Genomic DNA, 25,681 nt, shown 5'->3' on the forward strand with positions numbered 1-25,681 from the left:
TGTCCGCTATCCGCCCACCGCACCGCGGCGAATACCCGTCTGATCACGACCGTCCGCCGAGGACGTTCCGACGCCGACGAAGGGTGGACCGCTGTCATGGCCCAGTATTCGATCATCGCCGTGCTCGCAGCGGTCGCGGCGATGACGGTCTTCGTCGCCGGGGATCGTCTGCGGCCGCGGTCGTGGCGGCGGACCGACGACGAATACGCGGGCACCCTGGTATTGGACCTGATCAAGACCTTCTTCACCGCCGTCGTCGCCTTCGTCGTCGTGATCGGCTGGCAGCAATATCAGAATGCCCGCGCCCACACCATCGCCGAATCGCAGGCGCTGGTCGACGCCTACTGGGCCGCGAACGCGCTGCCGGCTCCCGACGCGCGGCGGATCCAGGACGGGATAAGGGCTTACACCGAGCAGGTGATGAATGCCGAATGGGCAGCGATGGACCGGGACGGCAGTCTGAGCGAGGCCGCACAGCAAACCCTGGATTCGCTGCGCGCCACGGCATCCGCGGTGCCGACCGCCGATACCGTGGTCGCGGATTCGCGCGCCGACGCCGTCGACGGACTGGACCGGGTGGCGCAAGCGCGTCAGGATCGCGCCGTCGACGTGCGCGAGGGTCTGCCCGGATTCCTCTACATCGCCCTGATATTCGGGACGGTGATGCTGCTGCTCAGTCCCGCCCTGTCCGGTGTCGGGGTCACCGCGCGCAGCATCGTGATGATCGGACTGCTCGGGGTCGTGGTCGGGTCCGCGCTGTTGCAGATCCACAATCTCGACCACCCCTTCTCCGGGGGCAACCTCGTCTCGCGGGAGGCCTACGAACTCGCGGTGACCCGTTTCCAGCAGATCGCACCGTCGCCCGGCGCGCGGATCGGCTAGCGGTCGCGATGGATTCGATCGGATCACGCGGGGGTGGGCGCGAACTCACGGTCGTCACGGTGTGCGCGCTCGTCGCGCTGGCGTCCGGTGCGACGGCCCGTGCGGAAGGAACGCTGGGCGATCTGGTGTCGGGCAGTGCCGCACCCGACCTCGCGAGCGGAAATGCCGGGGGCGGAGTGGAACTCGCGCTCGAACCGGTGGGCCCGGGACCGACGCCGACGGGCGACCCGGTGGATGCTCCGGTCCCCGCGAATTCGGCCGAAGCGCTGGGACTCGCCCCGGGCAGTGTCGCGGTCGCGTGCGGCGGCAGCGCGGCGGTGGGCAGTAGCGCGATCGGGGTGGGACTCGCGACAGGTAGCGGATCCGGCACGCCCGCCCTGGTCGGCACGGGTTCGGGCGGTTCCGGGCTCGGCAGCGCCGCGGTCGGCAGCGCGGCCACCGGGAGTGCTGTCCTGACCTGTCTGCTGTTGCTGCCCGCGCCCGCCTCGACGGAACCCGCGATCCCGCTGCGCCTGGAACCACCGAATCCGGCCGTACCGGTGCCGAATCCGGTCGCGCCGCAGACTGTCGTCGCGCCGACGGCTACGGCACACGAGGTCGTGCGCCCGGTCTCCGCACCCGTGTTCCGTCCACGGGAGACCGTGCGGTCACCACCCGATCCGCTGGCGTGGAATCTGCTGGAACTGGTCACGGTTCTGGTGATGACGGTGGTCGCCGGAATCCGTACCGGATCGCCGCGCGCGAACATACGAACTCGCGGTGTCGACGTGGACTGATCGCCGCCGGAGGGTCGGGCCGTGAGAGTCGGGATCCGGGGTGCCCGAATCCCTGTCACACCACGTCGTCGAGGATTCCGACTCGGTGCGGTAGCCGTCACGGCGACCGGCTTCGGCCGACACGGCGAGGACGCCGACCCGGTCACCGGCGAGGGGGTTGTCATGGACTCGGGTCCGCGGGGAAGAGCGCGGACGAGACTTCCCGGTTCACCGGGATTTGCTGGCTACCGCCACGCCCAGGGATGACTTACCCGACGGCCACGTTATAACATCGGCCCGCTCAGCTCATCGCACGAGGCGGGACAGAACGTGACCAGTGGAGTTCAACGGGCCGCGTCATCGCGCCGGGACCGTGCGCGGCGGCGGACGACGACGGCGACGCCGACTCTCGGGAGTTTGCTGTCCTCGGCGGCTGAGGCCAATCCCGACGGGATCGCGGTGCTGTGCGACGGCGTGACGCTCACCTACCGGGAACTCGACGGGCGCTCCTCGCAGTTGGCCCGGATGTTGCTGTCGCGTGGAGCCGGTCCGGAATCGGCCGTCGCCGTGGCGCTGCCGCGTTCGGTCGATTCGATTCTCGCGATCTGGGCGGTGGTCAAGACGGGCGCGGCGTTCGTGCCGATCGATCCCGGTTTCCCGCGATCGCGCATCGAATTCCAGGCGCGTGACTGCGGCGCGCTGCTCGGCCTGACCACGACCGAACACCACCCCACCCTGCCCGCCGAAATCGACTGGCTCGTCCTCGACGATCCGGGCCATATCGCCGAGGCCGCCGACCGGCCCGCCAACCCGCTGTCCTACCTGGACCAGACCGCGCAGGCGCGGCCGTCGAATCCCGCGTACGTCATCTACACCTCGGGTTCGACCGGCAAGCCCAAGGGCGTGACCGTCACCCATACCGGACTGGCCGCGCTGTGCGCCGAGCAGATCACCCGTTTCGGTCTCACCGAGACCGCGCGGGTCCTGCATTTCGCCTCGCCGAGTTTCGACGCGTCGATTCTCGAACTGCTGCTCGCCTTCGGGTCGGCGGCGACGCTGGTGATCGCGCCGCCGACCATCTACGGCGGCGCCGAATTGGCGACCCTGCTGGCACAGCACGCCGTCACGCACTCGTTCCTGACTCCCTCTGCGTTGGCCTCGATCGAACCGGCCGGGTTGGACGCGCTGCGGGTGGTGATCGTCGGCGGTGAGCCGTGCCAGCCCGCGCTGGTGCGACGCTGGGCATCCGGCGGCCGTAGTTTCCACAATGCCTACGGACCCACCGAGGCGACCATCGCGGCCACCCTGAGCGGGCCGTTGACGGCGATGATGCCGGTGACCATCGGCTCGGCGGTGCCGGGCACGCGACTTCAGGTGTTGGATTCCCGGTTGCGGCTGGTGGGCATCGGGGTCGCGGGCGAGCTCTACATCGGCGGCCCCGGCGTCGCCCGCGGCTACCGTGGCCGCGCCGATCTGACCGCCCAGCGGTTCGTGACCGACCCGCACGGCGGGCCGGGCGCGCGCATGTACCGCACGGGAGATCTGGTCCGCTGGACGACCGGTGGTGAACTCGAATACCTCGGTCGCGGCGACGACCAGGTCAAGATCCGCGGCTTCCGCATCGAACTCGGCGAGATCGATGCCGCGCTGGCGGAGCTACCCGGGGTCAGGTCGGCGGTCACCGTCGACCGCAGGACCCCGGCCGGTGACGCCGAATTGGCCGCCTATGTGGAGACCGAACCCGGTCACGCCCCCGATCCCGGTGAGCTGGCCAATACGCTCGCGGGTCGGCTGCCCCGATTCATGCTGCCGAGTTCGATCACCGTCGTCGACCGGATTCCGCTGACCCCGACCGGGAAGACCGATCGCGCGGCGCTGCGGGCCAGGGTCACCGAAACACGGACAACGCGGCGGTTGTCCGGCCTCGGCGAGGAGTTGGTGGCGGCGGTGTTCGCGCACGTCCTCGGCCGGGAACTGGTCGGCGCGGATTCGGATTTCTTCACCGCGGGCGGCAACTCCATTCTCGCGACCCAGGTCGCGGCCCGGCTCAGCGATACCTGCAAACTCCAGATCCCGGCCCGGCTGGTCTTCGATCATCCGACCGTCGCGACGCTGGCGCAGGCGATCCAGTCGCAGCGATTCGACACCGCCCGTCCCGCGCTGCTCGCGCGGCAACGGCCCGACCGGGTTCCGCTCTCGCCCGCGCAGCTGCGTTTCTGGCTGCGCAACCAGTTCGACACGGAATCGGCCGTGGACAATATCGGCTTCGCGATGCGGGTATCGGAGGAGCAGCTCGAAGTGCCCGCGCTGCGGGCCGCCTTCGCCGATATCATCGCCCGCCACGAAGCCCTGCGCACCCGCTATCCCGCCGACGCCGACGGTCCGAGGCAGGAAGTGCTCGACACCGACAGTGTGCTCGGCGATTTCGCCGTCGAGGAGATCGACCCGGCGGCCGTCGACGCGCGGGTGAGCGACATCCTCGGGCGCGGTTTCGATGTCGCCGCCGAGGTGCCGCTGCGGATCGGGCTCCTGCACAACGCCGACGGATACGTCCTGGTCTTCACCGTGCACCACATCTGCGCCGATGGTTCGTCGCTGGCCCCGCTCGCCGGTGATATCGCGACCGCCTACGCCGCGCGCCGCGCCGGTGCGGCGCCGAGCTGGCGACCGCTGGATGTGCAGTACGCCGATTACGCGCTGTGGCAGCGGGAGGTGCTCGGCGACCGCGCCGACCCGGGGTCCGCGCTCTCGCGTCAGCTCGACTACTGGACCACCGAACTGGCCGGGCTGCCCGACGAACTCGATCTACCCGCCGATCGTCCGCGTCCGCCGGTGGCCTCGCTGCGCGGCGCGGCGGCCCAGCGCAGCGCCCCGGCCGAACTGCATCGCGAACTGCTCGCGCTCGCCCGCGCGAATCGCGCGACGCTGTTCATGGTGATGCGGACCGCGCTGGCCGTGCTGCTGTCCCGGCTGTCCGGGACCTCCGATATCGCGATCGGTGTGCCGATGACCAATCGCGCCGAACCCGCGCTGGAACATCTGGTCGGCATGTTCGTCAATACGACGGTGTCCAGGACCACGGTCGATCCGCGGGAGAGTTTCGCGAGTCTGCTCGCCCGGACCAGGGACCGCGATCTCGCCAATTTCGCGCACGCCGAAGCGCCGTTCGAACATATCGTCGACGCGGTCGACCCGGTCCGCTCGCCGGGCCGCCATCCGCTGTACCAGGTCGGCTTCGCCTTCCAGAATTTCGCCCAGGCCAGCCTGGAACTGCCCGGCCTGAGTTTCTCCTTCGTCGACGTCGACGCGACCACCGCGAAGACCGATCTGCACATCGTGGTGGTCGACACCGTCGGGGTGGACGGCGGACCCGGTCCGATCATCGTTCGGTTCTGTTACGCCACCGACCTTTTCGACGAGTCGACGGTCTATCGGTTCCTCGACGGGTACCTGCGTGTGCTGCACGAGATCGCGAACGATCCGGCGTCGGCGGTCGGCGACCTCGATATCGTCGACCCCGCCGAACGGCAACGGCTGCGTGCCTGGTCGGCCGGTCCCGACATCACCGTGACACCCGAACTGCTGCACACCGCCTTCGAACGGCAGGCCGACGCGGCCCCGGACGCGGTGGCGGTGGTGTCCGGCGCGGACTCGGTGACCTACGGACAGCTGCGGGCCCGGGTGAATCGTCTCGCGCGCTGGCTCATCGACGAGGGCGTCGGCCCCGAAACCGTTGTCGCGGTGTCCATGCGCCGTTCCATCGACCAGGTGGTCGCGCTGTACGCCATCGTGGCGGCGGGCGGCTGCTGGGTGCCGATCGACCCGGATCATCCGGCCGAACGCATCGGCTACGTGCTCGAGGCGGCGGCACCGCGCTGTGTGCTCACCACCGTCGCGGACGGCGTCGCCGACGCGCAGCCGGTCGACACCCTCGATCTGTCCCGATTCGGCGCGGGCCCCGTCACCGACGCCGAACGCCGCGCTCCGCTGCGCGGTGACCACCCGGCCTACGTGATCTTCACCTCCGGCTCCACCGGAAGGCCGAAAGGCGTCGTGGTCACCCACGACGCGATCGTCAACCAGCTGGTGTGGATGCGCGAGGCCTACCGGGTCGAGCCCGAGGACCGCTATCTACAGAAGACACCGGCGACCTTCGACGTGTCGCTGTGGGGGTATTTCCTGCCGCTGCGGGCCGGTGCGACGCTGGTACTGGCCGGCCCGGACGAACATCGCGATCCCTCGGCGCTGTGCCGGTTGATCGCCGAACATCGCATCACACTCACCGATTTCGTCCCCTCCATGCTCTCGGTTTTCGCCGCGCACGCGTCGGCGGACGAATTGGCCTCGCTGCGAGCGATTTTCGTCATCGGTGAGGCACTGCCGCCGGAGACGGCGAGCGCGTTCGCCGCGATCAGCGCGGCCGGGGTGCACAATCTGTACGGGCCGACCGAGGCCGCGGTGAGTATCACCGAGCATCGGGTCGGTTCGGCCGATCTGAGCGCGACCACGGTGCCGATCGGTGTGCCGGAATGGAATTCGCGGACCTTCGTCCTCGACGGCAGGCTGCGGCCGGTGCCCGTCGGCGCGGTCGGCGAACTCTATCTGGCCGGAATCCAGTTGGCGCGTGGCTATCACGGCGCAGCCGGGCTCACGGCGGGACGATTCGTCGCGAATCCGCTCGATCCGGGCGGGGAACGCATGTACCGCACCGGCGACCTGGTGCGCTGGAACGCGCGCGGCGCCCTGGATTACCTGGGGCGCACCGATTTCCAGGTCAAGGTGCGCGGACATCGCATCGAACTCGGCGAGATCGAGACCGCGCTGCTCGCCGACCCGTCGGTCGGCCAGGCCGCGGTCACGGTCCAGCCCTCCGACAGCGGTGACCGTTTGGTCGGGTATGTGGTGGCGGTACCGGGCGGATCGGTCGATCCCGAGACGTTGCGACGGTCGGTCGCCGGGGTGCTGCCGAGCTACATGGTGCCCGCGGCCATCGTCGGCATGCCGACGTTCCCGGTCAACACCAGCGGCAAACTCGATCGGAAAGCGCTGCCCCAGCCGGTGTTCACCGCCCGCGACGGCGCGCCGCCGACGACCGACCTCGAACGCGATATCGCCGAGGTCTACGCCGAGGTGCTTGCGGTGTCGCCGATCGGCGTCGAGGACGATTTCTTCGCGCTCGGCGGCTCGTCGCTGCTCGCCTTCACCCTGCATCAGCGGCTCACCGCCCGGCTCGGGCGCGACGTGCCGATGTCGGCGCTGCTCGCCCACCCCACCGTCGGCGGACTGGCCGGATTCCTCACCGGATCCTCGGCCCCCGTCGGTGTGGCGGGCGCGGCCGCCGACGCCGTACTCGACCCCGATATCACCGTCGCGCGCTGCGCAAGACCGGTGACCGGGGCGCCGCGGGAGATCCTGCTCACCGGCGCGACCGGATTCCTCGGCGCGCACCTGCTGCGCGAACTACTCGACACCACCGACGCGCGCGTGTGGTGCGTGGTCCGGGCCGAGAGCGCCGAGGCCGGATCCGACCGGATCCGGCGGGCACTGACCCGTTTCCGGCTGTGGGATCGCGACAGCGCCGATCGGATCGTCGCGGTGCCGGGCGATATCGCCGCGCCACGGCTCGGATTGAGCGCGGCCGACTACGAACGCGTGGCCGCGATGGTCGAGGTGATCTACCACAACGGCGCGCGGGTCAACCATGTCGATCCGTACGCGCGGCTGCGCGAGGTCAATGTCGAGGCCACCAGGGAAATCCTGCGACTGGCCACGACCTACCGCGTCAAGCCCGTGCACCACGTCTCCACCATCGGCGCCACGGTCGGCACCGCGCCGGTGCTCGCCGATATCGAGGAGTCGGTCCGGTTGCGCGCCGACCAGCTCCCCGACAACGGCTACGCCCAGTCCAAGTGGGCCGCCGAGGAATTGGTGCGCGAAGCGGGCGCGCGGGGAATTCCGGTCGCCATCTACCGACCCGGCACCATCTGCGGTGATCCACGCTCGGGGGTGAACAGTCCCGACGACTCGTTCTGGAATATGGTCCGCGCGGCGGCCGTCCTCGGGATGGCCCCCGAGGTCGGCGACGCGACGGTCTCGATCGTGCCGGTGAGCTACGTGGCGCGCGCGATCGTGGCGATCTCGCGCATGGAACGTCGGGACACGGTCTACCACCTGGTCAATCGGGTCCGGGTGCCGGTCGGCGAGGTTTTCGACAGTCTGCGCGAGCACGGACTACCGGTGCGGACGGCCGAACTGGACACCGTGCGCGACGCGCTCGACCGCGAATCGCGGCTGCGCAACGACGCCGGTGACGACTCCCTGGTCCGCGCGGCGCTGCTCACCGCCGACTACGACGTCTTCGCCGCGCAGTTCGAATGGGCCGACGACAACAGCAGGCACGCGCTACGCGACACCAGGATCGAATGCCCGGAGGTGGACCGGGCCGCGATCGACGCGTTCGTCCGGGAATTCCTGGTCTCGGGATTCCTGCCGCAGCGGTGATCCCGGGTCAGTACCGGCGGTGACGGCTGGTCGGCACCACGTCGAGATCGCGGTCGGCGCCGAAGGTCGCGACGCTGGCCATCATGCGCGCGACGCGCTCGGTCAGTTCGGCCGTGTCGCCGCCGGTGCCGTAGAACGCGTGCGGATCGGTGAGGGCTTCGATCGGGAACTGTTCCTCGACGATGGCCGCGACCTCGCCGACCCCCGCGCGGACCCCGTCGTCGGGCGTCACGCGTTCGATGACCCGGTTCTGCACGTATCCGACGGTGGCCTGGGTCTCGATGGCGACCCGGGTGTGGCGGACCTGCCAGCATTCCAGCCATTCGTCGTAGGGCTGATCGGCGGGACGGCGCAGGAAGGCGATATTGGCCAGACCCGGTGTCCGCTCCCCCGACTCGGTCGCCGGGGGTTCGAGGGGAACGCGTTCTTCGACCAGCCAGCCCGCGCACCGATCCGCCGACGCGCGGACGGCCGCGATCATCGCGTCCCGGTCACCGTCGTCGGGCAGCAGGAGGCAGACGACGGCGTCGATGGGACGGTCGAAGGTGCTCAGGCGCAACATCGCCGACGCCACCGCCGCGTCGGCGACATTCACCTGGAGTCCGCGCGCGCCCGCCGCGCGACAGGCCTCGGTCAGGACCGGGCCCAGCGGGTCGCGGGCGCCCCAGAGTGCGAAGACGAACTTTGCCGAAGCCACGGGACCACCTTCGTTCTGTAACACGTTTCAGTCTGCTCGCGCAGCGTAGGACGCGCGACGACGACGGGTCAACGGCCGCTACCCGACGTACGGGGCACGTGCCGCGCGGGCGGCCTCGACGAAGGTCGGCAGCAACGTCGGCCAGAACAGCGCATCCACGCAGGTGTACTCAGGCAGGAAACCGTGACAGGGTTCGTCACCGCGCGGGCCGACCTCCACCACCAGCGCCGCCACACCGAGCGCGGCGTAGGCCTGGTCCGAACTGGTGCCGGAGACCTCGTAGCCGACCGTCTCCGCCGAGGTGCCGCCCCGGTAGCCGGGCGGTGCGAGGCGTTGGGTCAGCCGTCGCAATTGCCGGGCGTCCTCGGGGGCGGTCACCGTCGGGATCAGCAGGTAGTCGCCGAACGCGTGCAGGTCGATGACCAGACCGGAGGCGGAATCGGGGACCTCGACCTCGGCCGAGCCCGCCCGCTGGTCGGCGAAGATCCGCGACATCAGGCCCTCGAGCGCCGCGGTCTCCGGTTCGGAGGCCGGAGCGGGGCCGCGATAGTTCTCGTCGCAGGGATCCGCGCCCGAGCCCGGCTCGCCCCAGCGCGCGGTGAAATTCCGCTCCAGGTCGACGCCCTGGCGGTAGTAGCGGACCTCCCCGGTGTCGTCGCGGCACGAATCCGGCGCGAAATCGACATTCTTGCGCTGGTATCTCGGATCGTCACCGCCCGAGGACACCACGTCGACACCGTCGGGATTGGCCACCGGCACCACCCAGATCTCGTGGTGGTCCAGGATCTCGGTCGCCACCGGATCGATGCCGTAACCGTCGGCCAGGTAATCGATCCAGCGCCAAGCCAATTCGCCGGTCACGATCTCCCTGGCGTGGATCTGGGCGATCAGCAGGAATCTGGGTTTCCGGCTCGTCGTCGACATCTCGCAGCCCGCGGGCCGAAAGACCCCGAGACCGGTTTTCGCCACCGCCGCGACCGCATCGGTGACGCCCGGTTCGACACCGGTGAGGCAGATCGCGCGCAACCGGTGACCGCCGCGCCCCTGGCTCGCCGACCAGGATTCGCCGATGTCGTGCACCGCGGCGATGCCGGGATAGGCGGCGCCGACGGCGTCGACGTGGCGCAGCATGTCGGTGGCGGTGCGGTAGCCGCCGTAATAGGTCGGCCCGTATGTCGCGCAACCGGTGCCCGCGCACATCAGCGGCCGGAGCGGTTCCCTGGCCGCCGCGCTGCCCGAGGCTGTCGCGACCAGCATCAAGGCCGAGACCACGGCGACTACCGCCCGCGGCAGCGTCATCGCCGACCTCCCTCGTGTGAACATCATGTTACCCGGCCGCGAGAAGGGCTGGGACTGTTCACAATCCGCTCACAATCCGCGCAGCCCCTTGCCGATCACCACCGCCCCCATGACCAGCAGCAATGTCGCCATCACCGCGTGATTGTTGGCGAGCAGCCAATTCTTGAGCGAGGCGAGAGCGCCGCTCATCCGGTCGGCGGCCACCAGGTAGCCGAGGACGGGAACCAGGACCGAGATCGCGGCGATCGCGGTGAAAACGACCAGCACGACCACCTCCTGCCCGCCGCCGAGGCCACCGGTGCCGATGGCGATTCCCGCGGAGACGCAGAGCAGCAGATTCTTGGGGTTCACCGCGGCCAGCGCCACACCGAGGGCGGCGGCTCTCGGCATGGTCAGCTGATCGATGGCCTGCATCCACTTGGGCACCGAGGTGTCCGAGCGGGTCTGCCACTGCCGCCCGGCGAGCAGGACGAGCAGCGCCCCCACCACGATCTTGGTCGTCGACACCGCCGTCGACGATTCGGAATTCTCGGTATGGATCGATCCCGAGAGCAGCATTACGATGCCGGTGACCGCGACGATGCCGACGACCCAGCCGATACCGAATCCGATACTGCTCGCGCCCGCGTTCTTGGACAGCAGCATCAGGATCGCGGCGATGATCGGGATCGGCGAGATCGCGACACCGATCGCCAGTGCGAGCACATCGCCGATCACATCGAGGATCATCGCCACTCCCTTGGGCTCCGACATCCGCGCCGTGCTGTCGGCACGGGTACGGGCCGACCGTGTCGCCACGGACTGGCATCGACGGTAGGGGCGCGGATCGGGCGCCGTCCTCACACGTTGCGGATGAGAGACAGCGGCCCTCGCGGTCAGCCGATGACGGCGGCACACGCGGCAGGTGAATTCGCGGCGTCGATCCGACCACCGCGAGGTTATCGCTGTCGGCCTGGCGGCGGGAACGCTATATTGTCGTCCCACGCCGAACCCGGCGTGCGACGACGACGCAGGTGTGCACGAGGAGATATCCACCGGAGGGCCGGGTGGGTATCTGCGGGGAAGTTGCGATGGGCACGCGATCTCCGGCGGGCTTGCGGCGAACAGAGCTGGACGAGCGAGCGGATAGGTGAGACCGCAATGATCGCGGAGGCGCGGACGCCGGAGCAGTGGGCCCGAATGTACGTATCCTGCGGTCTACCCGGAACACATTCCACGACACCGGGTTTCGTGATCCTTCCGCTGAGCGACGAGGTCACCGCGGTGAATACGCCCGGCGAGATCGGCGACCGGGTGGTCGCGCTGATGCCCGAGCGTCACCTCTACGGACCCGTGCTGGCCCGGCCGAACCCCGCGCGCTACACCTTCCTCACCCACTACGACCGGGTCACCGAGCCCGAAGTGGTCGAAACGCTGCTGCGGTACGGCGTCGACACCGGCCCGTACCGGGCCAATGTCATCCTGCCGACCGGCCTCGGGCCCATCACCCGCGAGGAGCGGTACTGGCTGTGCTCGCCACGGCCCGACGAACCGCTGCCGCCGCTCACGGTGCTGCTCGAAGTGGTGGCGGCGTGCCTGGAAACGCCCGCCGCGCCCGACCCGCCGGAATGAACGCTCACGCGCCCCCTGCGACCCGCTGCCCGCGACGGGCGCGCGGCGGCGCCCCCGTCCAGCGCCGGAACGCGTGGGTGAAGGCCGCCGTCTCCGCGTAGCCGAGGCGTTCGGAGATCTCGGCCACCGACAGATTCGTCTCGTCCAGCAGTTGTTCGGCGACGCCTCGGCGCACGTCGTCCAGGATCGCCCGATACGAGGACCCCTCTTCGATGAGGCGACGGCGCAGCGTGCGCGGGGTCATGAACAGCGACGCGGCCACCTGGTCCCCGGTCGGGGGTCGCGCGGGATTGCCGAGCAGCAGATTGCGGACCTGTCCGGAGACGCCGGTGACGACCCGGCGTTCCAGCAGCGCGCGGCACTGCTGTTCGGCCATGGCCGCGGTATGCGGTTCGGCCAGCGGGAGCGGGTCGTCGATGCGGGCGATATCGAAGGAGTAGGCGTAGCGGCCGGTGTCGTAATGCGGGGTGAGTCCGAGTGCGCGGCGGATGACCTCGCGGTGCCCCGCGTCGGGGGCCGGATAGGCCAGTTCCGCGCCGCGCGTGCGCGCGCTCGGGCCGACCAGTTCGCGATGCAGCGAACCGATGATGCCCAGATCGCGTTCGGCGACGAAACGGCGCACCGGCTCCGGCACGGATTCCGGATCGACGACCAGGGTCATCACCGAGCCCTCCTCGTGCGCGGTGATGGCGCAGTAGGAGAACGACAGGTCGAGGTAGCGCAGTCCGAGGGTGATCGCGTCGCGCAGGGTCCGGCTGCTGATCAGGGCGTATCCCCAGATGCCGTGGGTGGTGACGTGGTAGCGCACACCGGCGGCGATGCCGAGACCCGGCCGGTCGCCGAGCGCTTCGACGAGGGCGGCGATCACCGCCGATTCCTGTTCCGACGACACGACCGGATCGACCTCGGCCAGCCGTGCCACGCTCAGTCCGGCCCGTTTCAGGCACAGCTCGGCGGGCACACCGTGCTCGGCCGCGAAATCGACAAGCAGTCGCACGCTCGGAGCCCTGCGAGTGGTCGTCGACACGGTTGTGCGCTCCCTCCTGCCGAACCCAACTCGTGGCCTAATCTATCAAATTTCTGTCCGCTCCCATCCTGGGATCCCGCACCGCACGGTCGTACATTGAGTAGTAGGACGTGACGCAGGTCACGGCGAATCGAGGAGGAGGCGCGGGTGCCGGAACAGGATTCCTTCGACTATGTGATCGTGGGCGCCGGAAGCGCGGGCTGCGTGCTGGCCGATCGGCTGAGCGCGCGGGCGGAGGTATCGGTGCTGCTGCTCGAGGCGGGCGGCGAGGACGACGCCGACGAGATCCACATTCCCGCGGCGTTCTCCAGCCTGTTCAAGACCAAGTGGGACTGGAACTACCAGACCACCGAGCAGAAGCACATGGACGGTCGCAAGGCGTTCTGGCCGAGGATGAAGGCGCTCGGCGGCTGCTCGTCGATGAACGCCATGATCTACATCCGCGGCAACCGCGCCGACTACGACCGCTGGCGCGACGAGCACGGCGCGACCGGCTGGGGCTACGACGACGTCCTGCCCTACTTCCGTCGCTCGGAATCCAACACCCGTTTCGACGACGACTTCCACGGTGCGAAGGGCCCGCTCCACGTCGAGGACCGGCGCTACACCCACGAACTCACCGACGCCTGGGTGCAGGGCGCCGTCGCCTCCGGACTCAAGCCGAACGACGATTTCAACGGCGCGACGCAGGAGGGCGTGGGCCGGTACCAGGTCACCTGCAAGAACGGCCGCCGCTGGTCCACCGCCGACGGGTATCTGCGTCCCGCGCTCGACCGCCCGAATCTGACGGTGCGCACCCACAGCCTCGTGACGAAGGTGTTGCTGCGCGGCACCACGGCGACGGGTGTGAGCTACCGGCGCGACGGCGTCGAGCACACCGCCCACGCCACACGCGAGGTCATCCTGTCCGGCGGCGCGATCAATTCGCCTCAGCTGCTGATGCTCTCGGGTATCGGACCGGCCGCGCACCTGCGCGAGTTCGGCATCGAGGTGGCCGCGGACCTGCCCGGCGTCGGCGAGAACCTGCACGACCATCCGGTGGTCCCGATGCTCTGGTACACCAAGGGCACCTCGGACCTGTCCGACTACGTCAATCCGGGACGTCTGGTGCAGTGGCAGGTGGCAGGCCGCGGGCCGCTGACCTCCAACGTCGGCGAGGGCGGCGGCTTCTTCACCTCCCGCGACGACCTCGCCGCGCCCGACATACAGATCCATATCGCGCCGACCGGCTTCTACGACAACGGTTTCCGCGAGCCGATCGCGCCCATGTTCACCGCGGGGGTCACCCTGGTCGACGTCGCGAGCCGGGGCAGGCTGCGGTTGCGGTCGGCGGATCCGGCGTGGAAACCGGAGATGGATCCCGGCTACTTCTCCGATCCGATCGATATGCGCGCGACCATCGCGGGAGCGCGGCGCGTCATCGAGATCTCGCAGGCGAGCGCGATCGGCAAATACCTGGACCGGCCCTTCATGCCGAATCGGATCGCGGGCGTCACCGACGACGATCTGGCCGACCACATCCGCGCCACCGCCCAGACGCTCTACCACCCGGTCAGCACGTGCGCGATGGGCAGCGGCGAGCAGTCGGTGGTCGATACCGCGTTGCGGGTCAACGGTTTCGACGGGCTGCGCGTCGTGGACGCCTCGGTGATGCCCGCGATTCCCCGGGGCAACACCAACGCGCCAACCATCATGATCGCGGAGAAGGCCGCCGACCTGATCCTCGGCCGCACCGCCCTGTACCGACACCCCGAGGAGAAGTGACATGACCTCAGCACCCGAAACGTCAGCGCCCGCGACCTCGGCACCGGAAACCTCGGTGCCGACCACCGCGGTCGCCACCTTCGAATCCCTCGACCCGGCCACCGGCGACGTCGTCGGCACCTACCCGATCGATGACGCCGAGCGGGTGAACGCGACCGTCGCCGCGGCCGGGGACGCCGCGGACTGGTGGGCCGGGCTCGGCTTCGCCGAACGCGGAAAGCGACTGCGCGCCTGGGCCGGTGTCATCACCCGGCGCATCAATCAGTTGGCCGACGTGGTGCACGCCGAGACGGGGAAACCGCATTCGGACGCGGCGCTGGAGGTCGCGCTGGTGCTCGACCACATCTCCTGGGCGGCCAAACACGCGCCGAAGGTGCTCGGCCGTAAGCGGGTATCGACCGGACTGGTGATGTCGGATCACTCGGCGTCGGTGGAGTACCGGCCGATGGGTGTCGTCGGCGTGATCGGACCGTGGAACTATCCGGTGTTCACCCCGCTCGGTTCCATCACCTACGCGCTCGCCGCGGGGAACGCGGTGGTCTTCAAACCGAGCGAGTACACCCCCGGCGTCGGCGCGTGGCTGGTCGACGCCTTCGCCCAGGTGGTTCCGGAAAAGCCGGTGCTGCAACTGATCACCGGATTCGGCGCGACCGGTGAGGCGCTGTGTCGTTCCGGGGTGGACAAGCTCGCGTTCACCGGGTCGCCCGCCACCGGCCGCAAGATCATGCACGCCTGCGCCGACACCCTCACCCCCGTGGTGATCGAGGGCGGCGGCAAGGACGCCCTGCTCGTGGACGCCGACGCCGATATCGCCAAGGCAGCCGACGCCGCGGTCTGGGGCGGATTGGCGAACGCCGGACAGACCTGCGTCGGTGTCGAGCGGGTCTACGTGCACGAGCGGGTCTACGACGAATTCCTCGACAAGGTCACGGAATTGGTGGAACCGCTGCGGGCGGGCTCGGACGCGGCCGCCAAGATCGGCCCGATGACCATGCCGAGCCAGCCCGATGTGGTGCGCCGCCATATCGCCGACGCGCTCCAACGCGGCGGACGCGCGATCATCGGCGGCCTCGGCGCGGTCGGTGACCGGTTCGTGCAGCCGACGGTCCTGGTCGACGTGCCCAGCGATTCGCTGGCCAATACCGATGAGACCTTCGGCCCCACCCTCACCATCGCCAGGGTCGCGAATATGGATGAGGCGGTGCGGTTGGCGAACGATTCCCGGTACGGACTCGGCGCGACGGTCTTCTCCAAGAAGCGCGGAAAGGAACTGGCCCGGCGCATCCGGTCCGGGATGACGGCGGTCAATTCCGTCATCGCCTTCGCCGCCATCCCCTCGCTGCCCTTCGGCGGGATCGGCGAATCCGGTTTCGGCCGCATCCACGGCCCGGACGGGCTGCGCGAATTCACCTATGCCAAGGCGGTCGCCAGCAGGCGGATGCCCGGTCTGATGAATCTGACCAGTTTCGCGCGCACCGCCGCCAACGACAAGAACCTCACCACCCTCGCCAACCTGCTGCACGGGCGCGGCTGAGCGGAACTACCGGAGTTCGAGCAACGCGGCGCTGACGACGTGCAGCGCCGCGTCGACACCGGCGCGGGTGCGCAGACTGGGGATGAGCGCGATGTCGTTCATCGTGGTCTGCGCGGCCTGCACCCGGATGCGGGTGGTCAGCGGATCCCAGCCCGGGTGCACCTGGACGGCGAGGTGCACCCATTCATCGATGTAGGTGTACTGGGTGGATCGGGCGCGCTGGCGATCGGCGTCGGGCAGGTGCGCGGTCTCCGACACCAGTAGTTGGATCAGATCCGGGTTCTCCAGGACGAATCCGCTGTAGCTGTCGATCAGGCGGTGCAGTCCGTCGCGGGCGTCGGTGGCGCGGGCGAAGACCCGGTTCATCTCCATCCGCAGCCATTCGTCGCCCCGGTACATGACGGCGGCGAGGATGTCGGATTTCGCTGCGAAATGGTTGTACAGGCTGGGGCCCGCGATGCCGACGCTCGCGCCGATATCGTCCATGCTCACCCCCGCGAATCCGTGCCGGGCGAACAGCGCGGTGGCCTCGGCGAGGATCACCTCGCGCCGCGACCGGGTGGTCAGGCCCGCAGCGGGCGTCGCGTCCGACGCCGGGGCGGGCAGGGTGATCGGGGCGTCGACGACCCGGGTGACCAGATCCGCGAGGACGGCGGCGAATCCCGGCTCCGGCAGCGAAAGACTGTGGAAGGAGACGCTCGTGGCGGTCGCCAGCGCGCACCAGGGCAACAGCCCCGCCTCCGCGTCGCCGAGTCCGGGTCTGCGCAGGCGGATCAGCACGGTCAACCGCGCGCCGATGCGTTTGGTGACCTCGCGCAGTTCGGCCCGCTGCTCCGCGGGCAGGTGGCGGGCCTCGCGCTGCCACAGCACGCCGACCCTGCGGTGTTCCAGCGACACCGCGGCCAGACGTTCGGCGACGTCGTCGGGGGTGGCCTCGGCCAGCACCTGCTCCAGCGTGCGCATCGCGTCGTCGACGACGGTGACGAGCAGATCCTGTTTGCCGCGGAAATGCCGGTACAGCGCCGACGGCCCGATCGCCACCGCCTCGGCCACTTCGCCCATCCCGACCTTGGCATAGCCCTTGCGGTAGAACAGGTCCTCGGCGGCGCGCACGATCAGCTGCCTTCTGTTCGCCGGGCGGGTCCCGCGCGCCGGGCCGCGTGTGGCCCGGCTGTCCGTGCTCACCATCTCCTCCTCCGATCCTCGCCCGGCAGCGAGCGATCATTCCAGACGTCGACGTGGTGCCCACGGACGAGTGTCAGCGCGCCTCGGCCGGATCGCACCGAGCCCCCTTCGCGCCCACCGCGGGAATCCGCACGGACAAGTTGGTCAGGTACGACTATTGCATATTCACTTAAAAGTTGATGAGGTTCCGATTTCGGCATGATCGTGGCATATATCGACTTTGTCTTGCGAAAAGTGAGGCGATGCACGAAGCCAGCACTGATTCAGTGACCGCTGTTACACTATGGACCGTTCACTTCAGCGGAGACTGCACGACCGGCCGTCGCCCGCGATCCGTCACACCGCGCTACGTCACGACACGAAGGAATTCGCCGATGTACCTCACCCAGGGCCTGCACCGCGCCGTGCAACAGAATCCGGACGGCATCATGACGATCTACGGGGAGCGGTCCACGACCTTCCGGCAGGCGGCCGATCGGGTGGCGCGGCTGGCGGGCGGATTGCGCGGGCTCGGCGTCCGGGAAGGCGACCGGGTCGCGATCCTGGCCCTGAACTCCGACCGCTACAGCGAATACCTGCTCGCCGTGCCGTGGGCCGACGCGGTGCTCAATCCGGTCAACATCCGGTGGAGTCCGGCCGAGATCATCTACAGCTTCCAGGATTCCGGCACCAGCGTGCTGTTCATCGATGACGCCTTCGCGCCGATGCTGCCCGCCATCCGCGCCGCCCACGAGGGGCTGACCGCGGTGATCCACTGCGGCGACGGGCCGACACCGGAAGGCACCCTGTCCTACGAGGCACTGGTGGCCGAATCCGAGCCGATCGAGGACGCGCGGCGCGGCGGCGACCGACTGGCCGGACTCTTCTACACCGGCGGCACCACCGGATTCCCCAAGGGCGTCATGCTCAGTCACGCGAACCTGTTCGCGTCGACCCTCGGTTCGATCGCCACCGGCTACCTGTTCGGCCCCGACGGCCGGTACCTGCACGCGGCGCCCATGTTCCACCTCGCCGATCTCGCGGGCTGGATCGCGCAGACCGCGCTCGGCGGCACCCACGTGATGATCCCCGCCTTCGATCCGGTCGCCACCATGAAGGTGATCGCCGCCCACCGCATCACCGGTTCGCTGCTGGTGCCGGTGATGATCCAGATGCTGGTCGACCACCCCGAGATCACCGAACACGATCTGTCGAGCGTGGAACAAATCATGTACGGCGCGTCCCCGATCGCGCAGGCGGTGCTGGAACGCGCGATGAAGGTCTTCCCGAACGCCCGGTTCACCCAGGCCTACGGCATGACCGAACTGGCGCCGGTCGCGACGCTGCTCGGACCCGACGACCACCGCGACGGCCTGCTGCGCTCGGCCGGACGTTCGGCCCCGCACGCCGAGGTCCGCATCGTCGATCCCGAGGGCAACGAGGTCGCGCGCGGCGAGGTCGGCGAGATCGCGGTGCGCGGCGATCACGTCATGCTCGGCTACTGGAACCGGCCCGAGGAGACCGCGGCCGCGATCCGCGACGGCTGGATGCACACCGGCGACGGCGGCTACATGGACGAGCAGGGCTATGTCTTCGTGGTCGACCGGATCAAGGACATGATCGTCAGCGGCGGCGAGAACGTCTACTCCGCCGAGGTGGAGAACGCCGTGGCCGCGCATCCGAATGTCGCCGCGTGCGCGGTGATCGGCGTACCGGACGGGGAATGGGGCGAACGCGTGCACGCGGTGATCGTCTGCGTTCCCGGCACCACGGTGACCGTCGAGGAGATCCGCGAATACGCCAAGGGCCTCATCGCGGGATACAAGGCTCCGCGCACCATCGAACTGGCCGAGACACTGCCGGTGTCGGGTGCGGGCAAGATCCTCAAACGCGAACTGCGCAAACAGTATTGGGGTGACACCGACCGTCAGGTGCACTGACCTCGCGACCGGTCAGGCCGAACGGCCCGCCGACCGCCGGTGCAGTTCACGCAGGGTCTCGGCGAACTCCGGTACCGGGCCGAGCACCGGAATTCCCGGTGCGACAACGGTGATCGGCAGGGCGTGGAAGGCGGCCCGAGGGGCCGCCGTGTCCGCGACCCAGCCCGCGAGCTGTTCGGAGGAACCGGCGTAGACGATGCGTCCGAGACCGACCAGCGCGTGCGCGGTCGAACACATCGGGCAGTGTTCGCCGGAGGTGTAGACGGTGGCGGCGGCGCGCTCCGCCGCGCCGAGATGGTCACGCGCCCAGCGGGCCAGTTCGATCTCGGGGTGGCGCAGCGGATCGTTCGCGCTCACCACGCGATTGCGATCCTCGGCCAGCACGATGCCGTCGGCGGCGACGAGCACGGACCCGAACGGATGATCGCCCGCGTCCACCGCCTCGGCCGCGAGTTCGACGCAGCGGCGCAGATGCCGCAGATCGGACTCGGTGAGTTCGGTCGCCGTACCCCGTCCGGATTCCATCGCACCACTCCGTTCCCGGTCGCATTCGATGACGTGCCGACTGAACAGTTCGACAGTAGCCCGGCGGAATCCGTCCCGACCGTTCGACCGACTCGCGTCCTCGGGAACGAGCCGCTGGCGGCCGCTTCCCCAGACGGCGGGGTGTTGTCCGGCGGCAGCGGTTCAGAACAGCGTCATCGGCTCGGTCGGGATCGGCTCCGGCAGCGGTTCGAGTTCCGGCAGCCGCTCGCGCACCGCGTCGTGGAAGCGGCGGGCCAGCGGCAGTGAACTCGCGTTGTCGGGAGTGTGCACGAAAACCGTCGGCGACCTGCCCTCACGCAGCCAGGTGGTCACGACGTCGAGCCACGGTTCCCATCCGGCGACCGTGCGATCGGGGTCGTCGCGTCCGTGGTAGCGCACGATCGGGAATTCGGTGAGCGCGCGGGTGCGGCGCGGCACCCTCGGCTTCTTCGACCAGGCCTCCTGCTCGGCCGCGCTGCCGGGCAGTCCGTCGAAGAGCACGGTGGTGTCGAAGGTGACCCATTCCGCGTCGCCCCGGCCCAGCACCCGCTCCAACTGTTCGGCGACGCGCCGGTCCTCGAAGAACGCCGGATGGCGCACCTCGACGGCCGTCCGGCACGACGACGGCAGGCGGCGCAGGAATCCGGCCAGCGCCCCGAGGTCGTTCGGCCCGAACGAGCCGGGCAGCTGTACCCACCACGCGTGCACCCTCGGACCCAGCGGCGCCATCGCGTCGAGGAACGCGCGCAGTTCGGCGTCGATCTCGACGAGTCTGCGTTCGTGGGTGATCGGCTTGGGCAGTTTCACCACGAAACGGAAATCCGGATCCGTCTGCGCCGCCCACGATTCCACGGTCCGCCGCGACGGCGTCGCGTAGAAGGTGGTGTTCCCCTCGACCGCGTTGCACGAACCCGCGTAGACACGCAGTGCCTCCGCGGCGGGCAACTGACCCTCCTGCCAGGCGGCATGGCGCCACATCGCGCATCCAACGTGAAGCCGCATACAGCGAAACTAGCGCACCGCGAATCCGCGCCTCTACCGGGCGATCATCGGTGCACGGCTACCGGTGCGGCTTTCCGATCACCGTCATGACGCGGGCCGACAGATCCGGCCACGGCGGACGGCGCAGGAACACCACCAGCATCAGTACGGCACTGACCAGACCGATCAATTCGCCGAACAGCGCGATGCGGGTGCCGTCGTCGGCCGATTTCCAGGTCACCTCGCCGTCGTGGACGACGAAGACGCCGACCGGGGTCGCGGTCTGGTGAACCGCTCCCTCCGCTTTTCGTTTCGCGCGGATCCGCGAGACGGTGACGATCGTCGTCCCGTCCTCGGTCTCGTACGGCTCACCGAACACCCGCGTACCGCCGTCCCTGTCGAACTGTTCCGTGAGCTGGCGCAATGCCACAGATCCCCCTCGATGTCGAAGTAGCTCTCCGATAGTGGCACGGGTCGTGGCCCATCGCGAGCGGACCTCACGCCTCGTCGCCACCCGCGCCACCCGCCGCGGCGGGCGCGGGGAAGGTCACGGGGTCGACGTCGGCGAGCGGGCGACGGCGCAGCAGGAGCAGAGCGCACGCGGCGCCGACGGTGATCAGAACCGCCGCCAGCCCCGGCACCGAATTGTCCATCACCACCCCGGGGTCGGTAGTGAAGATCCGGCCGCGCATCGCGATCACGACGCCGGGAACGAACAGGACCGCGATGCTGAGCATCACGCTCGAACTCTGGCCCGGCAGCGCCGCGCCGAAGCTGTATCCGGTCAGCAGCGAGAGAACGAGCGTGCCGACGATCGCCGCGCCCGGCACCGGGGTGTGCGGGCCCGCGGCCGCCGCGACGAATATCGACAATGCCAACAGCCCGGCCATCGCCGCGACGGGTGACGGGCGCACCATGCCGCACCACAATCCGAGCGCCATACTGGCGATGAGCAGCGGCACCAGCCACTCGGCCAGCGGAATCAGCACGATGGCGCCGCCGATCGCGGAGGTCGCGGAACAGAGCTGGATCAATACGCCGTCGCGGCCGGGCAGCAACCAACCGACCACGAACGCCTTCACCACGACCAGCACCGAAACCAGCACGAGGTCGGGGGAGTCGTAGCCGCTGGTCACCAGCCATTCGGACATGACGACCGGCACGCTGACCGCGATGGCGGCGGCCAGGATCGGCCGCATCGGCAATTCGACGCGGATGGTGAGGTATCTCCGGGCCGAGCGGAACCGCCGCGCGCACCAGAGGACGAGCAGGGCACCCGGCCAGATCAACCACAGCGACGGCGAGTCGACGATCCACCAGGCGATCGGCGCGAACTTCTCGCCACCGGCGTCGTCGACGGGTGACATCGTGAGTCCACCGGCGATGACGCTGGTGAGCGCGCCGAGGATGAACGCCAGCGTCATCGGCAGGCGTACCGCCACGGCGGCCGCGGCTCCGCCGAGCACCAGTCCGCCCGCGAGCGAATCGATGAAATTCAGGGTGGTGAGCGGGATCATCTCGGAAAAACTGCGCCCGAGTAGGTGATTGGCGAGCAGCACCGCCATCCCGGACAGCACGGCCACCCACGGGACCAGCAGCGATTCGGTGGTGCTCGTGAACACCGTGACCACCACGGCGACCAGACAACCGACGGCGACGGCGCGCGGGAGACTGGTCGCCAGCAACTCCATCTCCAGTGTCGCCGCGCCGCGCGCCCACGACAGCGAGATCGGTGTCGTGAGCGCCATTCCGCCGATCACGGCGCACACGAATGCGGTGATCACCTCGGCCAGCCTTGCGGCGCTACGCACCTTCCCAACCTATCGGACCAGCGGCGGCCGACCTATGGTTTACGCAGCAAAACGGCTATTTCATCGTGGAGACCACTCGGCATGGCGACCCTGCCCGGCAGTCGGACCCACGCGACGGTCCGCCATGCGAATCCTCGCGCGCGCGGGCATCCGACACCCGAGCGAGGTCACGCGATCGGACCGGATACCTACGGAAGCGGCTATGCGAATATCAGTCAGCACACTTGCAGCTACCAAAATGGGGGGCGTCGTGGATGCGAATCCGCATCGAACACGTTGCGGCGCTGTCGCGGGCAATCCATCGGCGGCGGTCACCAGGACTCCAGCACCGAGGCCGCCGCCACGAGCATCGACACCGCGAGACCGACGGCGCCCGAGACATTTCCGAAGCGAAGCGAATTGCGATGTCGGCGAACATCTTTCGACAGAGGTTCGGACCGCACCCGATATCGGGACGCTACACTCATTTACAGGTCGGATCTCCTATCAAATAATCGACACGAGACATGCGGGATTTCGTAGCCGGGAACAGCGCATTCGGCTACCGGAAAAAGTTGGGAGGCAAGGGGATTCACTACCGCAGCACCACAGCCGACACCGTGCCGACCGGAGACCGTCACCGGAGGCACAGGATGATCGAGGGTTCGCACGGGTCCGACAGCGGGAGCACCGCCGATCATCGCGACCGTCCCGTCCCCGACGCACCGGCGAGCCGCCTGCCCCCCACTCGCATGTGGACCGTCTCGGCGGTGGTCGTCGAGGGTGACGATCTCGCGCCGCGGCACGGCGTCGTCGCGGCGGCCGATCTCGGGGACGCCGCCGAACAACTCTGCGAATATCTGCCCGAGACCCGGCCCGACGACGGCGACTACTACCTCGTCGCCAGGGAGGTACCCCTGATGGCGCGCGGCGGCCACCGCAGCGGCGGGCAGGTCCCGCGTCGCACCTGGGTCAGTCCCATCCGACGCGACGACGACACCGGCCGGACCACCTACGGCCGCTGGACCGTCGCCGACGAGCATCCACATTTCCGCGGGCACGGACCCGGCTACCTGAACTGAGGACGACGCGGGCTCAGGCGCTGCGTCTGGTCCGGTGTTCGGCCACGTGCACGCGCGTGGAACAGCGCGTCGAGCAGAACCGGCGGCGGCCGTTGCGCGAGGTGTCGACGAAGACGAAGGCGCAGTCCGGCCTCGCGCAACGCCCGATACGCGCGGGATCCTCGCAGAACAGCGTCGCCAGCCCCGCCGCCGTGTAGGCCTTGACCCGTTCGTCGGTCGGCGCGTCCTCCCGCGCGAAGTGCAGATGCGGCGCGCGGCCGTCGTGGGTGGAGATGTACGGGACACCCGCCGTCGCGGCCAGCAATTCGTTCAGCACCTCGACGCCGGGTGCGGTGAAGACCTCGTCGAGCCGGACGATCCACCCGCGCAACTCGGCGACCTGGTCCGCGTCGAGTGTCCCGACCGGTTTGTACCCGGCGTCGCGGAGCAATTCGACGAGATCGCGTTCGGGCTCCGCGTTGACCAGCAGCACCGCCAGTTCCGCCGCCGCGCCTCCGTAAGGGTTGAAATGCATTGAGTCATTACATCAGGCTGGTCCCATGATCGCTACCTGCCCCGCGTGCGCCTGGCCTTCCCCCGCTCCCCTGTCCTCACACGGTCGCGTGCAGTACGCGAGATGCGTGTGCGGGCAGTGGCTGATCAGCGAATCCGGGCGCGTGATCGCGACGGCGGGGGCGAGCGTGTTCGCCGACGAACCGGCGGCGTCCGACGCGGCACGGTCACGATGACCGAAGAAAATCGCCCGCCGACCACACGGCTGCGGGCGAGTTCAGCCCCGACGGCGAATGCCGACCGGTTGGAGCGCGCTGGGGCCCGGGTCAGGTCAGAGCGCGTGGCGGGGGCGGCGCGAGGAACGGCCCGCCGCGCCCGGTTTGTTCCGATACATGGCCGTGTCGACCGCGTGCATGAGCGCGTCGACCGCGGTGGGCCGGTCCTCGACGTACACCGTGCCGATACTCGCGCCGACCACGACCGGATAACCCGCCACGTCCAGCGGCGCGGCGAGTGTGCGATGCAATTGCGCGGCGACCGAGGACAGATACTCCTCGCTGTCACAGTTCTCCACGAGCACGATGAACTCGTCACCGCCCACCCGAGCCGCCAGCCCGCCCATCGATTCGACGGCGGCGCGCAGTCGCTGGGCGACATCGCGCAGTACCCGGTCACCCACGGTGTGACCCCATTCGTCGTTGACCGCCTTGAACCCGTCGAGATCCAGATAGCAGACGCCGAGCGGGGGTGTCGCGCCCGCCAGGCGATCGAAGAACTGCACCCGATTCGGCAGGCCGGTGAGACTGTCGTGGTTGGCGTCGTGCCACAACCGATCGGCGAGTTGTTTGCGTTCGGTGACGTCGACGGCGACACCGGTCAGGAATTGGATATCGCCGGTCCGATCGCGAACCGCCGACATCGACAGGTCGATATAGGCGAGCGCGCCGTCGGGTCTGCGGTGCTCGGTCTCCATCCGGAAACGCTCGGTCTCGCCCGCGAGCATGCGCTGCAATTGCGCGAAGGCGTGTCCGATATTGGCGGGCCCGAGCAGTTCGGCCACCGAACGCCCCGGCATGACCTCGGCGGGAATGCCGAGCATCTCACCGAAGGCCGCGTTGACGTCGAGCACTTCGCCCCGGATGTTGAGGATGCCGATGCCGACCGACGCTCCGGCGAAAACCGCCTGGAATCTGGCCTCGGAGAGTTGACGCCGCGCCTCGGCCTCCTGCGCCGCGGCGAGCACCGCGCTCAATGTCCGCTCCTGCTCGCCCAGCGCCGCCGAGCGTAGGGCTCCGGTGAAACCGGTGGCGAATTCGGCCGCCACCAGCACCGAACGATTGCGCACCCCGGGGTAGCCCGGATCGGACCGGTCGGGGCAGACGGCGTCGACCATATCGCGGCAGATCACCAGCACCGACCGGCCGACCGCGATGGGGTCGCGGTAGTTCGCCGCGACGAGGGCCGAGGCGGCGCTGTGCGCGACCCGCAGATCCGCGGTGCCGCGCACCGCGCTGATCAGGGCTTCACCCTGTTCGACCAGCAGATCTTCGATCTGGGTCCTGGTGAGCGTAGGAGCCACCACGCCGTCGAGCGCGTCCGCCCAGCGGATTGCCACTTCGTTCAGACCCACTGTCAAC

The 25,681-nt window shown here is 69.2% G+C and carries 19 protein-coding genes; 8 read left to right on the plus strand and 11 right to left on the minus strand.

What is annotated here, in order from left to right:
* The first annotated feature begins 96 nt into the window (after positions 1–96).
* The 3 genes from JZ792_RS13090 to JZ792_RS13100 all read left to right on the plus strand — a co-directional run bounded on the left by JZ792_RS13090 (position 97) and on the right by JZ792_RS13100 (position 8,138).
* The gene (locus JZ792_RS13090; RefSeq protein ID WP_216910403.1) at positions 97–882 is read left to right on the plus strand and encodes a bestrophin-like domain; all 786 of its coding nucleotides are present in this window, start codon (positions 97–99) and stop codon (positions 880–882) included.
* Between the two features lie 8 nt (positions 883–890).
* Entirely contained in the window at positions 891–1,658 is a 768-nt protein-coding gene (locus JZ792_RS13095) for a hypothetical protein (protein ID WP_216910405.1), read from the plus strand.
* Between the two features lie 396 nt (positions 1,659–2,054).
* Positions 2,055–8,138, plus strand: coding sequence for a non-ribosomal peptide synthetase (locus JZ792_RS13100; RefSeq protein WP_216910407.1), 6,084 nt, complete (start codon positions 2,055–2,057; stop codon positions 8,136–8,138).
* Between the two features lie 7 nt (positions 8,139–8,145).
* Here the strand turns inward: JZ792_RS13100 and JZ792_RS13105 are convergent, their stop codons facing one another.
* The 3 genes from JZ792_RS13105 to JZ792_RS13115 form a co-directional block, all read right to left on the minus strand.
* A complete protein-coding gene (locus JZ792_RS13105; protein WP_308165284.1) occupies positions 8,146–8,835 on the minus strand; it encodes a hypothetical protein in 690 nt (229 codons plus the stop codon).
* Positions 8,836–8,913: 78 nt separating this feature from the next.
* Entirely contained in the window at positions 8,914–10,134 is a 1,221-nt protein-coding gene (locus tag JZ792_RS13110; RefSeq protein ID WP_216910409.1) for a M14 family zinc carboxypeptidase, read from the minus strand.
* 69 nt (positions 10,135–10,203) lie between these two features.
* Complete coding sequence (locus JZ792_RS13115; RefSeq protein WP_216910502.1) at positions 10,204–10,860, minus strand: GAP family protein; 657 nt, start codon at positions 10,858–10,860, stop codon at positions 10,204–10,206.
* 414 nt (positions 10,861–11,274) lie between these two features.
* On the opposite strand from JZ792_RS13115, the gene JZ792_RS13120 reads away from it, so the two are divergent.
* Positions 11,275–11,745 carry a hypothetical protein gene (locus tag JZ792_RS13120; RefSeq protein ID WP_216910411.1) on the plus strand — a complete coding sequence of 157 codons (471 nt, stop codon included), beginning with the start codon at positions 11,275–11,277 and terminating at the stop codon, positions 11,743–11,745.
* 4 nt (positions 11,746–11,749) lie between these two features.
* Here JZ792_RS13120 and JZ792_RS13125 read toward each other — a convergent pair whose 3' ends face one another.
* Entirely contained in the window at positions 11,750–12,772 is a 1,023-nt protein-coding gene (locus JZ792_RS13125; RefSeq protein ID WP_216910413.1) for an AraC family transcriptional regulator, read from the minus strand.
* Between the two features lie 147 nt (positions 12,773–12,919).
* Between JZ792_RS13125 and JZ792_RS42930 the strand changes: the two genes are divergently transcribed.
* Complete coding sequence (locus tag JZ792_RS42930) at positions 12,920–14,536, plus strand: GMC family oxidoreductase (protein WP_216910415.1); 1,617 nt, start codon at positions 12,920–12,922, stop codon at positions 14,534–14,536.
* 1 nt (position 14,537) lies between these two features.
* Entirely contained in the window at positions 14,538–16,070 is a 1,533-nt protein-coding gene (locus tag JZ792_RS13135) for an aldehyde dehydrogenase family protein (RefSeq protein ID WP_216910417.1), read from the plus strand.
* A gap of 6 nt (positions 16,071–16,076) precedes the next feature.
* Here the strand turns inward: JZ792_RS13135 and JZ792_RS13140 are convergent, their stop codons facing one another.
* Positions 16,077–17,255, minus strand: coding sequence for a TetR/AcrR family transcriptional regulator (locus JZ792_RS13140; protein ID WP_308165285.1), 1,179 nt, complete (start codon positions 17,253–17,255; stop codon positions 16,077–16,079).
* Positions 17,256–17,629: 374 nt separating this feature from the next.
* Here JZ792_RS13140 and JZ792_RS13145 point away from each other — a divergent pair, with 374 nt between their 5' ends.
* Positions 17,630–19,174 carry an acyl-CoA synthetase gene (locus JZ792_RS13145; RefSeq protein ID WP_216910426.1) on the plus strand — a complete coding sequence of 515 codons (1,545 nt, stop codon included), beginning with the start codon at positions 17,630–17,632 and terminating at the stop codon, positions 19,172–19,174.
* A gap of 12 nt (positions 19,175–19,186) precedes the next feature.
* On the opposite strand, the gene JZ792_RS13150 is transcribed toward JZ792_RS13145, so the two are convergent.
* From JZ792_RS13150 to JZ792_RS13165, 4 genes are all read right to left on the minus strand, one after another.
* On the minus strand, positions 19,187–19,699 hold the full coding sequence (locus tag JZ792_RS13150) for a nucleoside deaminase (protein ID WP_216910428.1): 513 nt from the start codon (positions 19,697–19,699) through the stop codon (positions 19,187–19,189).
* Between the two features lie 162 nt (positions 19,700–19,861).
* Positions 19,862–20,701: a DUF72 domain-containing protein gene (locus JZ792_RS13155; RefSeq protein WP_216910430.1), complete on the minus strand. Its 840-nt coding sequence runs from the start codon at positions 20,699–20,701 to the stop codon at positions 19,862–19,864.
* Between the two features lie 58 nt (positions 20,702–20,759).
* Positions 20,760–21,110 carry a hypothetical protein gene (locus JZ792_RS13160; protein ID WP_216910432.1) on the minus strand — a complete coding sequence of 117 codons (351 nt, stop codon included), beginning with the start codon at positions 21,108–21,110 and terminating at the stop codon, positions 20,760–20,762.
* 67 nt (positions 21,111–21,177) lie between these two features.
* Complete coding sequence (locus tag JZ792_RS13165; RefSeq protein WP_216910434.1) at positions 21,178–22,491, minus strand: hypothetical protein; 1,314 nt, start codon at positions 22,489–22,491, stop codon at positions 21,178–21,180.
* A gap of 632 nt (positions 22,492–23,123) precedes the next feature.
* On the opposite strand from JZ792_RS13165, the gene JZ792_RS13170 reads away from it, so the two are divergent.
* Entirely contained in the window at positions 23,124–23,552 is a 429-nt protein-coding gene (locus JZ792_RS13170; protein WP_216910436.1) for a hypothetical protein, read from the plus strand.
* Positions 23,553–23,565: 13 nt separating this feature from the next.
* On the opposite strand, the gene JZ792_RS13175 is transcribed toward JZ792_RS13170, so the two are convergent.
* Together JZ792_RS13175 and JZ792_RS13180 are read right to left on the minus strand one after the other, a co-directional pair.
* Entirely contained in the window at positions 23,566–24,066 is a 501-nt protein-coding gene (locus JZ792_RS13175; protein ID WP_216910438.1) for a CGNR zinc finger domain-containing protein, read from the minus strand.
* A 309-nt stretch (positions 24,067–24,375) separates the two neighbouring features.
* A complete protein-coding gene (locus JZ792_RS13180) occupies positions 24,376–25,674 on the minus strand; it encodes a diguanylate cyclase domain-containing protein (RefSeq protein ID WP_216910448.1) in 1,299 nt (432 codons plus the stop codon).
* Positions 25,675–25,681: the final 7 nt, after the last annotated feature.

Source organism: Nocardia noduli (assembly GCF_019038455.1).
Classification (GTDB): Bacteria; Actinomycetota; Actinomycetes; order Mycobacteriales; family Mycobacteriaceae; genus Nocardia; species Nocardia noduli.

Coding starts and splice junctions, on each gene's coding strand:
- JZ792_RS13090 (WP_216910403.1), top strand. CDS start 97: ATGGCCCAGTATTCGATCATCGCCGTGCTCGCAGCGGTCGCGGCGATG.
- JZ792_RS13095 (WP_216910405.1), top strand. CDS start 891: ATGGATTCGATCGGATCACGCGGGGGTGGGCGCGAACTCACGGTCGTC.
- JZ792_RS13110 (WP_216910409.1), bottom strand. CDS start 10,134: ATGACGCTGCCGCGGGCGGTAGTCGCCGTGGTCTCGGCCTTGATGCTG.
- JZ792_RS13120 (WP_216910411.1), top strand. CDS start 11,275: ATGATCGCGGAGGCGCGGACGCCGGAGCAGTGGGCCCGAATGTACGTA.
- JZ792_RS13135 (WP_216910417.1), top strand. CDS start 14,538: ATGACCTCAGCACCCGAAACGTCAGCGCCCGCGACCTCGGCACCGGAA.
- JZ792_RS13145 (WP_216910426.1), top strand. CDS start 17,630: ATGTACCTCACCCAGGGCCTGCACCGCGCCGTGCAACAGAATCCGGAC.
- JZ792_RS13150 (WP_216910428.1), bottom strand. CDS start 19,699: ATGGAATCCGGACGGGGTACGGCGACCGAACTCACCGAGTCCGATCTG.
- JZ792_RS13155 (WP_216910430.1), bottom strand. CDS start 20,701: ATGCGGCTTCACGTTGGATGCGCGATGTGGCGCCATGCCGCCTGGCAG.
- JZ792_RS13170 (WP_216910436.1), top strand. CDS start 23,124: ATGATCGAGGGTTCGCACGGGTCCGACAGCGGGAGCACCGCCGATCAT.
- JZ792_RS13175 (WP_216910438.1), bottom strand. CDS start 24,066: ATGCATTTCAACCCTTACGGAGGCGCGGCGGCGGAACTGGCGGTGCTG.